Consider the following 14,789-nt stretch of genomic DNA (forward strand, 5'->3'; position numbering starts at 1 on the left):
GGCTGGCGTTATTGCTGTGCAGCGGCTTGTGTTTTGGGAACGCGCAGCGTGAAGGGATAGCATTCGGTGCGAAGCTTGGGGTAACCGTCGCCCATGCGCCAGGGGATCTCGAGTCGCGGTACCTTTGCCTTGCGGTCGGGTTTCTTGCCGTTCTTCAGCTGCAGTTCGTCGCGCACGGTCCAGAGCTGCCAGTGCAGCTCCCTGATCTCAGTCAGCTTCTTGTAGAGATGTTTCTCGTATCCCTCTTCCCAGGTCTCTAGCCGGTCATGATAATTGTTGAGGTGTTCCCGGCGCGCACTGGCGGCCTTCATTTGCTTTTGATATCCCCACATGACGTTCTGCAGGGCCTCACGATCCTTGCGGCGGTAGATCTTGCCCTGCCAGGTCGCGGCGCCGTTTTCCAGAAGCCGTTCGTATTGGTCCATGACCATGTCGAAATTGTTGCTTGAGGCGGTAAAGGTCTCGGCGGCCCGATCTATCTTGACTTCCACCTTGTCGGCGCGCCTGTCGGCCTTGACGAACTTTCCGATCATGACCTTGAGTTCTCCGATGGCGCGCTCGAGCTGACCGATCAGCTGGGTGTTCTGGGCCTCAAGCCCCTTCAGTCTCTTGGCCAGCGCCTTCTGGGCGTTTTCCTTGGCCTGGAGCTTGTTGCGCAAAAGGGTCTGAAGCCTTTTGTAGGTTCCGCCCCAGGTGACGGACTGGTGCCAGTTCTCGGCGACGCCCACGCTCGTTTGCAGAAAATCGCCAATAGCGGTGTCCGGTGAACTGTGCGCTTTCTCAAGATATTTCTGATATTTGCGATCGACGGCCATGTCGATCACCGGGATCATCTCCATCAGGGAATCGAGCAGGTCATCCCCGGACAAGGTGGTGAAGGCGTTTGCCTCGCTGAAGACCTGGGCCACGGCGAGCGAAAAGGATAGGCCCGTCACAGAGGTGTCGGCCTCTTTCTCGAAAGCCTTGATCAGGGCATCTCCCTTTTTGGAAAGCTGCCTGTGGCGCATGTCCGCGCTGATCTGGCTATCGGCGGCAAGCCTGGAAAAGCCTTTTGCCTCGTATTTGACCGCGGACCGGATCGCCATCTTGACCAAGGCCAGGATGCCCTTCATGGCGGCCTCTTTTGCGCTCAGCTTTGCACCCTGCCCAAGAATAACACCACCTGGCATGTCGTTGTCTCCTGACTGCGAGTTGACCCTAGGTTAGTGACAATAATCGCAGTCGTCTGTGATACCGGGCACACGTTATCCGGACGGCTTTCGGGCGCGATGGGGCTTTTCCCCAATCCGGACATTTCCTGGTCAGAAGGGCTTGATTGTTCGGCTGCAGTCAGCACAGTCCGCTGCGGGCATGAAACAGCTGGAAAGAGACGATGAAGGTTTACGGCATCAAGAACTGCGACACGGTCAAGAAAGCGCGGAAGTTCCTCGAGGAGGCGGGTGTCTCCTACGAATTCCACGACTACAAGAAGGACGGTGTCGATGGCGACAAGCTCGCCCGGTTCGTCGGTGAATTCGGCTGGGAAGCCGTTTTGAACAAGCGCGGCACGACCTGGCGCAGGCTGGATGAGGCCACGCAGGACGGCGTGGTCGACGCAAAAAGCGCGATCGATGTCATGATCGACAACCCCTCCGTGATCAAGCGGCCGATCGTCGAAGGCGAAGCCAAGAACTTCATCGGTTTTGACGCCGTCGCCTGGGAAATGGCGCTGGAGCTGGGTGAATTGAAATAGGTGCTGGGACCGATCACCAGGTCCGGCGCGGGCCTGTGTCGATGTGATAATGGCCGGAAGAATAGTGTTTGTAGCCGCCGACTTCTCTTTGTGATTTCAGGAAGGCGATGACCGAGGACGGATTGCCGGCCACGGAGAAATCCACGGCCTGGCAATTCAGGTGATAGCTGTCCCGGGCGCCACCCTTCCACCAGTTCTCCAGCCACCAGCGTTTGGTGGAATGCACGGTCACCTTGCCGTAGCGCCGGGCAACCCGGTTCAGCACCTTTTTCAGCTTCCGCGGTACGCACCAGGATGTGTCGTTGTAGTCGATGGAATTGTGGGAACCTGTCATCCAGCCCATGCCCGTGACGCCGGCCACCGTGCCGCACCCGGCCAGGGTAACGGTCAGTCCGATAAAAACGATCCAGGCGATGAGGCGCTGACGCATGTAGGCAAGCCTTGTCAGAAAGTGTTTGCGATGTCGTCCCCCATGCAAATGCTCCTGCAATTTGATTAAAATTCTAATGAAAAACGTGGTTAACGGGTTACGCTCCGATACCGGAGCTTGATGCGGTCCATGCGTGGCACGCGGGGTCGAAACAAATGTTTCAGATTTTGCAAACTTCTGATACAAATGTCTCAAGCTCGTCCGGGCCACTGCCGCCAACATCAGGTTTTCAGCGCAATGTCACACGTCTTTCCACGTCACACCAAGGCCACGCTTCCTGTCGCGGCAAGTGGTGATGGTTGTTACATCATTGACAAGTCAGGGAAAAAATACTTCGACGGGTCCGGCGGAGCCGCCGTGTCCTGTCTCGGGCATTCCGACCCGGATGTCACGCAGGCCATCAAGAACCAGATTGATAACATCGCCTTTGCGCATACTGGCTTCTTCACCACAGATCCGGCGGAGGAACTGGCGGATCTTCTGATCGAACATGCGCCCGGCCGCCTAGACAGGGTTTATTTCGTGTCCGGCGGGTCGGAGGCCATGGAAGCCGCGCTGAAGCTCGCGCGCCAGTATTTCCTGGAAAAAGGCGAGACCACCCGGCATCGGGTGATCGCCCGCAGACAGAGTTATCACGGCAACACGCTGGGTGCATTGGCAACCGGGGGCAACCAGTGGCGCCGGGAGCCCTTCTCGCCGCTGATGATCGAAACCTCTCACATTGCTCCGTGTTACGAATATCGCGGGCGCAGGGAAGACGAGACGGCCTTCGACTATGGCCAAAGGGTTGCCAACGAACTTGATGCGGAAATCGAGCGGTTAGGTCCTGAAAATGTCATGGCATTTGTTGCCGAGCCTGTGGTCGGCGCGACCGCCGGTGCGGTGCCGCCGGTCGAAGGCTATTTCAAGCGTATTCGCGAGATTTGCGACAGGCACGGCATTTTGCTGATCCTGGATGAAGTCATGTGTGGCATGGGCCGGACAGGGACCTTGTTCGCCTGCGAACAGGACGACGTTGCGCCGGACATTCTGTGTATCGCCAAGGGACTTGGAGCAGGCTACCAGCCGATCGGCGCCATGCTCTGCACGTCCGACATCTATCAGGCCATTGAAGATGGTTCGGGCTTCTTCCAGCACGGGCACACCTATATCGGCCACCCGACCGCCTGCGCGGCGGCCCTGGCCGTTTTCAGGAAACTGACTGGCGGCGTTGCAGATCGTGTGATGCCGATGGGCGAGAAGCTGCAGGGCGCGCTCGGCGAGGCGTTTGGCCAGCATCCCCATGTCGGCGATATTCGGGGGCGTGGCCTCTTCCGAGGCCTGGAAATCGTCGAAGATCGGGCGACCAAGGCGCCGTTCGATCCCAAACGCGGTGTCAACAAGGCGCTGAAAAAGGCGGCCTTCGAGGCGGGCCTCATCTGTTACCCGATGGGGGGCACGATTGACGGCGTGACCGGTGACCACATCCTGCTGGCGCCGCCCTTCATTCTTGAGGACGCGCAGGTCGACGAAATCACCAGCAAGCTCGACACCGCCTTTCGGGCCGTGTTCTGATCATGAACCAGAGTGATGTGATGTCGCCTTTGCCGCTCATCATGGTGGCGCCAAACGGCGCGCGCCGGACGAAAGCCGATCACCCGGCCCTGCCTGTCACGATCGCGGAAACGGTTGCAACAGCCAAAGCCTGCTTTGAAGCGGGCGCAGGCGCGCTTCATGCTCATGTCCGGGACGCGGCCGGGGCCCATGTCCTCGATGCAGGTCTTTACAGGGAACTGCTCGCTGAAATGAGATCCGCAGTCCCTGGCATGCTCGCACAGATCACTACCGAAGCAGTCGGGCGGTATTCGCCCGGGGAGCAACGGGCCCTGGTTCGGGACGTTTTGCCGGAAGCGGTTTCCATTGCGCTCCGGGAAATGATCCCGACCGATGACGTGGCCGCTGCGCAGGCTTTTTATGCCCTGCTTCTAAGCCGTGGCTGTGCTGTTCAGCATATTGTCTATGACACGGCCGATCTCGACCGGTTCTTTGATCTCGCGGCTGCAGGCGTCTTGCCCGGGAACCGTCATCAGTTGCTGTTTGTCCTCGGGCGGTATGCCGTTGGCCAGCAAAGCGACCCGTCCGACCTGGAGCCATTTCTGGACACGCTGGAAGGGCGGCGCGGCGATCTGGACCTTGACTGGGCGGTCTGTGCCTTCGGACATCAGGAGACCGATTGTCTGGTTGAGGCGGTTCGAAGCGGCGGCAAGGCCCGGATCGGGTTCGAAAACAGCCTCTGGAACGCCGACGGTGCGGTTGCGGCCGACAATGCGGAGCGGGTGCGTGACCTTGTGTCAGCGCTGGAAGGCGATGGCCTGATGCGGGCAGCGAGTGCCTGACCCGGAACGTCAGGCCACCACGGCCATCTTGCCGTGAACCGGCATGCCGTCCCGTTCGAGTTCCGAATTGACCCAGTCCCGGAACAGTCTGACCTTTCGGCTGGTCCGGAGGGCCGGCGGGTAGCTCAGATACCAGCTCTCGCTGTCCGCGCGGCAGGTCAGATCGAACGGCTGGAACAGCTGCCCGTTTTCCAGTGCCGTCTTGCAGAAATAGGGTGTCAGGATGGCGACACCCTGCCCGGCGATGGCCCGGTTGGCCTCCAGCGCCTGGGACCCCATGCGCGAACTCGGATGCCCGCTCAAATCGACGTCTTCAAGTCCGGCGGCCTCGAACCACATTGGCCACCAGGGATCCTGAGGGTCGACCAGCGGAAGTTTCAGAAGGTCTTCCGGGGTCTCGATGCCGCCGATGCTCTCCGCAAGACCGGGGCTCAACATGGGCGTGAAATCCGCCTGGACAATTTCATGGGCAACCCAGCCCTTCGGCGGCGCCTTGCAGGCGGACACGACGATGTCCGACTCGCTGAAATCGGGATCGGACTTGGGGCCGTAGGGCACAATGCGCACGCCAACGTCCGGATTTTGCATCTGAAAGTGAAACAGCCGGCTGGCGAGCCAGTTGACGGCAAAGGTCGTGTTGCTGGACACGACAAGCTGCGCAGCGTTCAGTTCGGTAACATCCTCGAAGGCGCTGCGCAGCGCCGAGAAAGCATCGACGACGCGGGCGGCAAGCTGGGCGCCATGATCGGTCAGTTCGATCTTGCGGGCCTTGCGTGTGAACAGCTGAAATCCGAGCCGTTCCTCAAGAAGCTTGATCTGGTAACTGACGGCAGCCTGGGTCATGCCTAGTTCGTCACCCGCCTTGGTAAAGCTCAGGTGACGGCTGGCGGCTTCGAAAGCGCGAATGGCGGACAAGGGTGGCAGGTTGGCTGGCATGCATAAATCTCCCTTATGCATAGCTAGTGACATTTCGTTGGTAACACAAGCCGTACGCGCCGATATCTAGCTCCTAACAACAAGGAGTTAGAAAAATGTCCCCGTCATCGCATTGCCAGTCTGACCGAGAAATCCATCAGCAGGGTTTGGGTCAAGTTGTTCTGAAACTGGTCGCTCTGTTCATGGGCAGACACCGGTCCAGCCGCCGCGTCCTGCGCAACACTGCCGATCTGCCGGCCAGCCTGCGCCATGATATCGGCCTCGATCCTGATGGGGCGACCGGCTCGTTCGAAGCCAGGTGGCAAGAGGAACTGAAATGTCTGAAGCGGTGATGGCCGTTTGTTCACACCGGATGCGGTCTCCCCTGCATCCCGACTGACAGGTCCTGCTAGGAGTTCGCAGGACCTGTCCCCTTCAGCGCAAGTTGTCCAGAAGCGGCCGAAGTGTCTCATAGGGCAGTTCCCCGCCGGTAAAATGTCGCATGAGCAAGGTGCCCATCACCAGGCACATCACGGCATCAGGGTCAGCCGCACCGGACACTTTCTCCACCTGTTGACGCAGGCGCCCATTGGCAAGACGCATTGCCGGGTCGGCGGCGATTTCTCTCGCAGTCTTGCCGCGCAGATAGTCGAACAGCAAGGCCATTTCCCTGGCAAAACCGGGTTCATGCTTCCTGGCAAAGGCAATCACCGCATCGGCCGCACCGTCATCCGTCTGCTCCGGCACTTCCTCGGTCTGCACATCCTTCATAATGGCTTCGGTACAGGCCAGAAACAGGCTCTTCTTGGTTGGAAAGTAGTGGTAGAGCGCGCTTTTGGAGAGACCGAGTTCCTCGGCGATGCGGCGCATGCCCAGGCCGGAATAGCCCATTTCGGAGAACAGCGGGGCAGCTCTTTGGGCGATATCCCTGCGATGTGCGTCGTGATCGATCTGTTTTGGCATTTATTTCGTCCATCTGGTCGAGAACATATTGACCAACACCCGGAGCGGCGTCTAGATCTCTATTTCGTCCAATCGGTCGATAAAGATTTTGAGTTGCGGTGAAGATGACAAACCTCCGCATCAGGGAGAACCGGATGAGTAAATCGGGCGGTGTAAGCCGCACTCATGGCAGATCAAACGCTGAGAAAACCCTGTTCGCCGGATTGCACCTGACAAGTGTCGCCCTGTGTGCCTGGCTCCTGTTTGGAGGCTGGCAAAGCCTCGGGGATGTGATCGGCCTGGCCCTTTCGCTGACCGATCCCGAACGGGGCCTGTTGCTGCTTGCCTGTGCCCTGCTCTATTTTGGCCGCCACCTCGTGACCCTGTTCGTGCTGCTGACCCGCAATGTCGCCTTGTCCGAGGTGATTCGGCCTTTCGGCATTCACTGCCGTCTTTGAGATCGGCTTCCTGCTGCTGGGTGCCGGGGCCTTGCGCGATGCGTCGGTTCCCCTGAACTGGCTGGACGGGGTGGCGATCGGCCTGGTGCTTGCCGGTTCCTACCTGAACACCTGGTCGGAGCTTCAGCGAAAATGGTGGAAGCAGGACCCGACCCATCGCGGCCGTTGCTACACGGGCGGCCTGTTCGGCTGGTCGATGCACATCAACTATTTTGGCGATACGGTGCTGTTCACCGGTTGGGCAATGCTGACCCAAAGTCTCTTCGCCTTCAGCGTGCCGGCCTTCATGGCGATGTCATTCGTTTTCTTCCACATCCCGGCGCTGGATGCCTATCTGGCAGAGCGTTATGGCGCCGACTTTGACGCCTATGCCGCCAGAACACGGAAATTCGTTCCGTTCCTGTATTGAGTTGCTCTAGCGATAGCGGTCGTGGATTGTCTTGTACGTGCCGTCTGCGCGGAGTTCGGCAAGGCCCTTGTCGAACAGGGGCAAGAGTGTCTCTGACAGGGGATGCCGCCTGGAAAAACACAGATGATAGTCCCAGTTCTCGGTCACCACGAAGCCGAACTGATCGGTCATGCCAAGTTGCATGATCTGAAAATCGGTCGACTGTTTGCCGCTATAGAGAAAGTCGAAACGACCAAGGGCAAGCATCTTGAAGCCCATGGTTTCGGACTGCACTTCGACAGGGTTCGCGCCGATCTCGATCAGCTTGGCAAGGGACGCGTAGCCGGAGACCGACGCGACGCTCTGCCCGATGACATCTTCCAGCTTTCGGATCTCGGGTGGCTTGAAGTCTTTTCGGTAGTAGAGACCGTAGGTGTCCTGGCTGATCGGCGCGCTGAACAGAAAGTCCCGTTCGCGTTCGGCATTTCTGGCGCAGGACAGCAAGGCCGGTGACAGGCCGTTCCTGGTATCGCTGACGGCCCGGGTCCAGGGCACATAGATGATCCGGGCTTCGATCCCGACGCGATGAAAGGCCTCGACCACGGTTTCATGATCGAAACCATGCAGACCGTCGACCGGTTCGTCCATCTCGAAGGGAGGATAATTGACCGCCAGGATGGTCACGGGTTCGGGCGTGTCTGCAAGCACTGACCGGCCGAAGCCAAATATCAGCATCAGGCAGTAAAGCCACAGAATGAAGCGAGGCCTTTGCATGAAAAGGAAGCCTGGCATTGGTGTTGAAACCGACGACAGAGGAGACCATAGCAGTAAGTGGTAAGAAAATCCTTGCGCAATTGCAGTAGGTGTATTCTGCTCAACGACTTACTTATGGCGGCGTGATCTTGTGTTGCCATTTGGGGCTAGATCAACAGCGCCCAAACCGTCGCCGCCAGCATGGCTATGGCCATCACGACCGTGATGACCCGCATCAGGGGTCCATCTCCGATCAGCGCGAGAATGGACACGCCGACCAGGGCCCAGAGCGAGTGAAACACCATGCCGCCAAGGGTGAAGCCGATCATCAGGATCAGGGCGTTTTCCGGAACGCTCAGCCCGTTGCCGGCCAGAAAGGTCGAGAAGGCAACCAGGCTCATGGCCCAGGTCTTCGGGCTGAGCGGATGTATCAGGACACCTTCCCAGAAACTCGGCAGGGCGACTTCGCCCTTTGGCTTCACGCTGAGCGAGATGATGCGCCAGGCGAGATAGGTCATGTAGGCCATGCTCAGGCCCTTGAAGATGGTCACAACCGGCCCGCCTCCCGCCATGACGTGACCAAGACCGAGCGCAACGCTCAGGTTCAGCGCGAGCGATCCCACCTGGGAGGCCAGAATGACCGGGAAGGCTGTTCGATAGCCGGACGAGGCTCCAATCGCCAGAAACGTGAGATTGCCCGGACCAGGTGTTCCGGTCATGACGATGACAAACACCGCAAAGGCAAAAAGCGTTGCGAGATCCATGAGTGTCTCCAGACAATTGGGCGCATATCGATACAATCGATACAAAATGATGGAGACATAAATGCACTTGAGAAATTGTATCGGTCAATGATAACATTGTTCTCATGACAATGTGGGTGCCGAACATTGAGGCCGCGTCGGGGCCGATTTATCTGGCGATCGCCGATGCCCTGGAACAGGATATCAAGGCCGGTGCGCTGGCCCAGGGGGATCGCTTGCCACCGCAGCGCGAGCTTGCCTACCAGCTGGGTGTCACCCTCGGCACGATCACCCGCGCCTATGGCGAGGCCGAGCGGCGGCGCCTGGTGAAGGGCGAAACCGGCCGCGGCACCTATATCGCTTCGGAAACCCAGAAGGTCTCGCCGCTGGTCCCCAAGGAAGACGAGCCGGACAGCTGTGACCTGGCGCGCAATTTCGCTTACCCGCACCTCAATCCCAGCCTGTCGGACGGGCTGGTGCGCATGGCGCGCACCGCCGGCATCGACCGGCTCAACGGTTTTGTACCCTCCGAAGGCTTGAAGACGCACCGGGAAACCGGTGTCCTGGTGTTCAAGGATTACGGGCTGGAGGCCGATCCGGCGCGGGTCGCTGTCACCTGCGGCGCCCAGCACGGCATCCAGGTGACCTGCCAGGCCCTGTTCCGCTCCGGCGACGCGATTGCGGTCGACCGGTTCACCTACCCGTCGATCTTTTCCTCGCTTGCCAGTCTCGGGCTGAAACCCGTTCCCGTTCCTGCCCTCATTCGCGCCGACGGCGGTTTTGGTGCCATGGACCCGGAAGCGCTGGCCCGCGCCGCCACGGCACAGGGCGTGCGCGGTGTCTTCCTGATGCCGAACATGCAGAACCCGACCACCCACACCATGTCGGTGGAGGAACGTGAGGATCTGGTACGGGTCGCGCGCCGGCATGATCTGAAGATTGTCGAGGATGATCCCTATACGCCGTTCCTGCCCGAAACCCTGCCTGCCTTCGGCGCGCTGGCACCGGAACGGACCGCCTCGATCGCCAGTATCTCCAAGGTCTGCTCGCCGGGCAGCCGGATCGGCTTTGTTCATGTGCCGGAAGCCTTTGGCGACAGCATTCGCAACAAGATCGGAGAAAGCACCTGGATGGCCTCGCCGATCACCGCCGAGCTGATCGCCGGCTGGGTGCGCGAAGGCCATCTCTTCAAGACCCTGCGTCTGAAGCGGAAAGCCAACCGGCAGCGCTTTTTGTCCGCGCGCGATCAACTGGCACCGCATTTGCTGCAAGGGGACGTCAACAAGGTCTTTGGCTGGCTGCGCCTGCCGGAGGGCGTTGATCCCGATGCGCTCCAGGCAGCCCTTGCCCATCAGGGCATCGCTGTTTTGTCGTCACGCTATTTCCAGGTCAAGGATCACGCGCCGGCCCCTTATCTGCGCCTGACCTTCGGCTCCGAAGAGGCGGATGACCGGTTCCTCTGGGCACTGAAGCGCATCAAGTCGACGATCAGCCAATTGGCCGACTTGCCGCAACTCACCCGCCCGGTAGGCTAGGACCGATCCGGAGAAACGCATTCTTCGTGCCGGGCGAAACATTCCCCGGTTTTGACAAACGCCAGATTCCGGCTGATAAGCGGCGCAAAGTGAAGGACCGGGCCCCTGGAAGCTGCCCGTGACGAGGTGACATGGCTCTCTGGCCCAAAAAGAAAAACAACAACAAGGCTGATCCGGTCTGCAATCCCGAAGCGACACCCTTTGCGGTGTTTGAAAGCGTCGGGCTGGAGATCGGCGGCAAGAAGGTCCTTGAGGATATCACCCTGTCGCTGGAGGAAGACAGGATTGGCGTGATCGGTCTGAACGGGTCCGGCAAGAGCTCCATGGTGCGCATGCTGAACGGATTGCGCATGCCCACGAGCGGGGCGCTGACCTTGTTCGGTGCGCCGGCGCGTGAGGCCGAACCGGAACTTCCGCGTCATGTCGGCTTCGTGTTCCAGAACCCGGATCACCAGGCGATTTTCCCGACGGTCGAAGAAGAAATCGCCTTTGGTCTCACCCAGCTGGGCGAAGGCAAGGTTGAAAGCCGCAGCCGCGCCCGCGCTTTTCTGGCGTTGCATGGCTGCGAAGCGCTGGCCGGCAAGCCGATTACCGAGCTTTCCGAAGGCCAGAAACAGCTGGTCTGCATTCTGGCGGTTCTCGTGATGGAGCCGCGTCTCCTGGTTCTGGACGAGCCGATGACAAGCCTCGATGCGCTGGTCACGCGGAGGATCCGGGACAAGATCCTGTCGCTGCCGCAGAAAATCGTCATGGTCAGCCACGACCTGGACCATTTTTCCGGCTTTGACTGTCTGGTCTGGCTGGAAGACGGGCGACTGCGCATGGATGGCGCCCCGGCCGACATACTGGAGGCTTACCGGGAGGACATTCAGCTGCGGCTTGGCGGTGAAACGGAGTTGGCAGGCCTGTGATCCCGATCTACCTCCAGGGCAACAGCTGGGCCCACCGACTGCCCGCAGGCCTGAAACTGCTCACGGTTGCACTTGCCAGCCTGGTGTTGTTTCAGGTCGCCGACTGGCGTGTGTTTCTTGCCTGCCTGGCCGGTGTCCTGCTGTGTTATGCCTCGCTCGGAAAACAGGGACTGGCGCAACTCAGACTGTTGCGCGGCCTGGGCTTTCTGGTGCTGTTCCTGCTTCTGTTGCACTGGCTTTCCGGCACCTTGATCGAGGGCATGGTCATCAGTCTCCGGCTGGTGGCGATGATCCTTGCGGCGAATTTCGTGTCGGTCACGACCCGGCTGGACGACATGCTGGCCGCCGTTGAACCCCTGTTCTGGCCGTTCAGGGCGTTCGGTCTGTCTTCCCGCAAGCCGGCCCTTGGGGTCGCGCTTGTGCTGCGGTTTGCGCCACACCTTCTCCTGATCTACGGCGTGTTGCGCGAGGCCTGGCAGGCGCGCACAGGATCGAAAAACTCCTGGAGGCTGCTGGCGCCCTTTGCGATCCAGTCCCTGCGCATGTCGGACCATGTCGCTGAAGCGCTGAAGGCACGTGGGGGTTCAGAGGGATTGTCAAGATAACCTAAGAAAAAAGACTGACGCGACTGGAGTTTGCCAAGAATTTGGGTTATCCCGCCAACACGAAACGCAGCGTCGCGCTCAAGAAATTGATAAGTTCAACTTGGGGCGGTGGAACGCTCGACAAACAAAACAGGGTATAAAACATGAATGACCGGTCTTTGGTGCATGTCGCATTCTATGCTGCGCTCATCGCGGCCTTGGGACTTGTCCCGCCCGTGGCAATCGCTTTTCTCGGCGGTGTTCCGATCACGGCGCAGACGCTCGGTGTCATGCTTGCAGGGGTGATGCTTGGTCCGGTCCGCGGCGCGTTGGCCGTTCTGCTGTTCTTGTTCCTCGTCGCGCTGGGGGCGCCGCTTCTGGCCGGTGGTCGCGGTGGCCTCGGGGTCTTCATGGGCCCGTCCGTCGGCTTCCTGATCGGCTGGCCGATCGGGGCGTTTGCTGCCGGTCTTGTCATGCGTTCGACCCGTGACATGAACATCCTTGTCTCGGCCGCTCTTGCAGCCGCAGTGGGCGGCATTCTGGTGGTCTATGCGTTCGGCATTCCGGGTGTCGCCATCATGGCCGGGCTCTCCCTGCCAAAGGCAGCTCTGGGCAGCGCGGTTTATATTCCCGGCGATCTGGTGAAAGTGGTTCTGACCGCAGTCATTGTTCAAACCGTTGCGCGCGGTCTGCCGGGCGCAGTCCTGTCACGCGGCGCCGGCCCCAATATCTAAGACTGTGCCGGGTAACGCAGGTCATGGCTTTTGTCGGCGACCGGCTTGAGCAGTTTGCAACCGATTTTCCTGAACGGGCCGCACTGACATGCGGCCCGAAACGTTTGTCGTGGCAAGACCTTGTCCGTGCGCTGGATAGCTTGGAACGCGCTTTGCTGCCGCGAACCGGTGACACTGGCCGGGTCGTCCTGCGCCTGAGAGATCCGGTCGCCCTGCTCCTGGGCTTTTTTGCCTGTGCGCGTACAGGCAGGATTGCCGTGGTGATGGATCCGGACTGGCCGGACGCACAGGCCGGTTCCACCCTGGCCGCGGTGTCTCCTGACCTTGTGGTGACCGACCGGACCTATTCGGAGCTTGTGGCCTCCTCGCCCGACGTGGGCACGCAGGTGCGGCCCGGGGCAGAAAATCTGTTCTATGCGGGCTTCACGTCCGGTTCCAGCGGACAGCCCAAGGCCTATGTGCGGTCTCACGGCTCCTGGCTGGACAGTTTTGAATTATCCTCGACAAGCTTTGGCATTGCACCGGACAGCCGTGTCGTCATTCCCGGGCAGCTGACCCACTCGCTGCATCTTTACGGAGCTGTCTGTGGTCTCGCCGGCGGTCAGGAAGTTGCCATTGTACCGCGCTTTGATCCGCGCTCGGTGCTTGGCGCCCTGTCCGGTTCGAAGACCGGCGCCGTCCTTTATGCAACGCCCACCCAGTTGCATCTGATCGCCGAGGCAGCGCGGCATTCGGGGTCGGTCGAAAACGTCAGGCAGGTGCTTGCCAGCGGCGCAAAATGGCATGACGCAGACCGGAAAGCGCTTCGCGCAGTTTTCCCGGAAGCGCAGCTGTTTGAATTTTACGGAGCCTCCGAGACCAGCTTCATCACGATTTCCGGACCTGAGGACCGGACGCCCGAAGGCTCGGTGGGGCGCGCGGCCAAAGGGGTCGATATTCTCATTGGTGAGCCGCGGAACCCGGCACCAACCGGACAGGCCGGACCTGTTTGGGTCAGGAGCAGTCTCCTCTTTCACGGCTACCTGACCGGGGCATCGCAAGTGACCCGCTGGCAAGAGGGCTGGCTGACGGTTGGAGATCACGGCCGGCTCGATGCTGATGGCTTCCTGTTTCTGACGGGGCGCGAGAACCGGATGATTGTGACATCCGGCCTGAATGTTTATCCGGAGGAAGTGGAAACGGTTCTGGCCAGCCATCCGAATGTTCTGGAAGCGGTCGTGATCGGTCTGGCCGACCCCGTGCGCGGCGAGCGGCTGGAGGCTGTGGTGAAGATGACGGCGGCGACGGAAGAGACGGCCATGGCGCTCACACGCTTTTGCCGGGACAGGCTGGCACCCGGAAAGGTGCCGCGTGCTTTTCATGTCAGAGAGACCTTGCCGATGACGGCCGGTGGCAAACCCGATATTCAGCAGCTCGTCGCGGACCTGACGAGCCCCGGAGCCCGAGCATGAGCCCGGACAAAAGGCCGGTACGGCGGGCCGTCATCGTGGCGGCAAGGCGCACGGCCGTTTGTCCAAGGGGCGGGGCCCTGGCGCATCTGCAGGCGGATGAACTGGCCGCGCCGGTTTTGCGGCAATTGCTTGCAGATGCCGATCTTGCGCCCGATGCCATTGACCAGGTGCTGCTCGGCAATGCGCTTTATGGCGGCGGCAACCCGGCCCGCCTTGCCGCACTCAGAGCCGGTTTGCCTGCTTCCGTGCCCGCCATGACCATTGATACGCAATGCTGCTCCGGCCTGGATGCCATTCTTCAAGGCGCGCGCATGATTGAATCCGGTGCCGCTGAGTGCGTCCTGGCCGGAGGAGCCGAAAGTTTCAGCCGGGCGCCGATCCGCATGCACCGCCCGGAAACAGCCGAAGGTCGCCCGGTTGCTTATGACCGGCCGTCCTTTGCACCTCCCCCTTTTGCCGATCCGGACCTGACGGAGGCTGCTGCCTGTCTCGCGGACCGGCGTGGTGTTACGCAGGAGGCCCAGGCGGATTTTGCCGTCACCTCGCACCGCAAGGCCGATGCCGCGATGCCGGCAATTGGCAAAAGATTGGTTCGCCCGGACGCTGCGGCGCCGGAAAGGGACGGGTTCACGAGACCGTTGACCCGAAAGACCGTTCTGCGTGCGCCGGTTCTAGCCGGAGACGCGGACACGGGCCTGAATGCGGCCACCATTGCCTGCGAGGCGGATGGTGCTGCCGCGGTGTTGATCCTCTCGGCGGCAGCCTGGGCAAAAAGAGGTGGCGGACCGTGCCTGAACATCCGGCAGGGTGTCAGCATTGGCGGCGACCCGGCAGATCC

Annotated in this window: 18 protein-coding genes (1 of these 18 cut by a window edge); 12 read left to right on the forward strand and 6 right to left on the reverse strand. The window is 60.5% G+C overall.

Going from position 1 to position 14,789, the window contains the following annotated elements:
* Positions 1–8: 8 nt before the first annotated feature.
* The gene (locus CHH27_RS20240; protein WP_157739006.1) at positions 9–1,169 is read right to left on the reverse strand and encodes a hypothetical protein; all 1,161 of its coding nucleotides are present in this window, start codon (positions 1,167–1,169) and stop codon (positions 9–11) included.
* A 203-nt stretch (positions 1,170–1,372) separates the two neighbouring features.
* Between CHH27_RS20240 and CHH27_RS20245 the strand changes: the two genes are divergently transcribed.
* Entirely contained in the window at positions 1,373–1,732 is a 360-nt protein-coding gene (locus tag CHH27_RS20245) for an ArsC family reductase (RefSeq protein WP_094073195.1), read from the forward strand.
* Between the two features lie 13 nt (positions 1,733–1,745).
* Here CHH27_RS20245 and CHH27_RS20250 read toward each other — a convergent pair whose 3' ends face one another.
* Positions 1,746–2,162 carry a D-Ala-D-Ala carboxypeptidase family metallohydrolase gene (locus CHH27_RS20250; protein ID WP_094073196.1) on the reverse strand — a complete coding sequence of 139 codons (417 nt, stop codon included), beginning with the start codon at positions 2,160–2,162 and terminating at the stop codon, positions 1,746–1,748.
* Between the two features lie 237 nt (positions 2,163–2,399).
* Between CHH27_RS20250 and CHH27_RS20255 the strand changes: the two genes are divergently transcribed.
* Complete coding sequence (locus CHH27_RS20255; protein ID WP_094073197.1) at positions 2,400–3,716, forward strand: aspartate aminotransferase family protein; 1,317 nt, start codon at positions 2,400–2,402, stop codon at positions 3,714–3,716.
* 2 nt (positions 3,717–3,718) lie between these two features.
* Complete coding sequence (locus CHH27_RS20260) at positions 3,719–4,537, forward strand: 3-keto-5-aminohexanoate cleavage protein (RefSeq protein WP_247646138.1); 819 nt, start codon at positions 3,719–3,721, stop codon at positions 4,535–4,537.
* Positions 4,538–4,546: 9 nt separating this feature from the next.
* Here CHH27_RS20260 and CHH27_RS20265 read toward each other — a convergent pair whose 3' ends face one another.
* Positions 4,547–5,473 (reverse strand): LysR family transcriptional regulator, encoded by a 927-nt coding sequence (locus tag CHH27_RS20265; RefSeq protein ID WP_198338261.1) that lies wholly within the window; start codon positions 5,471–5,473, stop codon positions 4,547–4,549.
* Between the two features lie 95 nt (positions 5,474–5,568).
* On the opposite strand from CHH27_RS20265, the gene CHH27_RS20270 reads away from it, so the two are divergent.
* Complete coding sequence (locus CHH27_RS20270) at positions 5,569–5,805, forward strand: hypothetical protein (RefSeq protein ID WP_157739007.1); 237 nt, start codon at positions 5,569–5,571, stop codon at positions 5,803–5,805.
* A gap of 82 nt (positions 5,806–5,887) precedes the next feature.
* Here the strand turns inward: CHH27_RS20270 and CHH27_RS20275 are convergent, their stop codons facing one another.
* On the reverse strand, positions 5,888–6,415 hold the full coding sequence (locus CHH27_RS20275) for a TetR/AcrR family transcriptional regulator (protein WP_094073199.1): 528 nt from the start codon (positions 6,413–6,415) through the stop codon (positions 5,888–5,890).
* 134 nt (positions 6,416–6,549) lie between these two features.
* Here CHH27_RS20275 and CHH27_RS28135 point away from each other — a divergent pair, with 134 nt between their 5' ends.
* Together CHH27_RS28135 and CHH27_RS28140 are read left to right on the forward strand one after the other, a co-directional pair.
* A complete protein-coding gene (locus CHH27_RS28135) occupies positions 6,550–6,852 on the forward strand; it encodes a hypothetical protein (protein ID WP_208988305.1) in 303 nt (100 codons plus the stop codon).
* 31 nt (positions 6,853–6,883) lie between these two features.
* Entirely contained in the window at positions 6,884–7,261 is a 378-nt protein-coding gene (locus CHH27_RS28140; RefSeq protein ID WP_208988306.1) for an isoprenylcysteine carboxylmethyltransferase family protein, read from the forward strand.
* Positions 7,262–7,267: 6 nt separating this feature from the next.
* Here the strand turns inward: CHH27_RS28140 and CHH27_RS20285 are convergent, their stop codons facing one another.
* Both CHH27_RS20285 and CHH27_RS20290 read right to left on the reverse strand, forming a co-directional pair.
* Positions 7,268–7,975 carry an ABC transporter substrate-binding protein gene (locus CHH27_RS20285; protein ID WP_157739008.1) on the reverse strand — a complete coding sequence of 236 codons (708 nt, stop codon included), beginning with the start codon at positions 7,973–7,975 and terminating at the stop codon, positions 7,268–7,270.
* A 185-nt stretch (positions 7,976–8,160) separates the two neighbouring features.
* The gene (locus CHH27_RS20290; protein ID WP_094073201.1) at positions 8,161–8,757 is read right to left on the reverse strand and encodes a LysE family translocator; all 597 of its coding nucleotides are present in this window, start codon (positions 8,755–8,757) and stop codon (positions 8,161–8,163) included.
* Between the two features lie 104 nt (positions 8,758–8,861).
* On the opposite strand from CHH27_RS20290, the gene CHH27_RS20295 reads away from it, so the two are divergent.
* The 6 genes from CHH27_RS20295 to CHH27_RS20320 form a co-directional block, all read left to right on the forward strand.
* The gene (locus CHH27_RS20295; protein WP_208988307.1) at positions 8,862–10,271 is read left to right on the forward strand and encodes a PLP-dependent aminotransferase family protein; all 1,410 of its coding nucleotides are present in this window, start codon (positions 8,862–8,864) and stop codon (positions 10,269–10,271) included.
* Between the two features lie 131 nt (positions 10,272–10,402).
* The gene (locus CHH27_RS20300) at positions 10,403–11,182 is read left to right on the forward strand and encodes an energy-coupling factor ABC transporter ATP-binding protein (protein ID WP_094073203.1); all 780 of its coding nucleotides are present in this window, start codon (positions 10,403–10,405) and stop codon (positions 11,180–11,182) included.
* Positions 11,179–11,787: an energy-coupling factor transporter transmembrane protein EcfT gene (locus CHH27_RS20305; protein ID WP_094073204.1), complete on the forward strand. Its 609-nt coding sequence runs from the start codon at positions 11,179–11,181 to the stop codon at positions 11,785–11,787. Before CHH27_RS20300 ends, CHH27_RS20305 begins: the two co-directional genes overlap by 4 nt.
* Before the next feature lie 143 nt (positions 11,788–11,930).
* On the forward strand, positions 11,931–12,500 hold the full coding sequence (locus CHH27_RS20310; protein ID WP_094073205.1) for a biotin transporter BioY: 570 nt from the start codon (positions 11,931–11,933) through the stop codon (positions 12,498–12,500).
* Positions 12,501–12,523: 23 nt separating this feature from the next.
* Positions 12,524–13,951, forward strand: a complete 1,428-nt coding sequence (locus CHH27_RS20315; protein WP_094073206.1) for an AMP-binding protein — start codon at positions 12,524–12,526, stop codon at positions 13,949–13,951.
* Positions 13,948–14,789, forward strand: partial view of a thiolase family protein gene (locus CHH27_RS20320; protein ID WP_094073207.1) — the 5' portion only. Its footprint extends 349 nt past the window's final position; only the first 842 of its 1,191 coding nucleotides appear in the window; it begins with the start codon at positions 13,948–13,950; its stop codon lies beyond the right edge, outside the window. The genes CHH27_RS20315 and CHH27_RS20320 overlap by 4 nt, the downstream gene beginning before the upstream one ends.

The sequence above is a fragment of the Labrenzia sp. VG12 genome (genome assembly GCF_002237595.1).
Lineage (GTDB): Bacteria > Pseudomonadota > Alphaproteobacteria > Rhizobiales > Stappiaceae > Roseibium.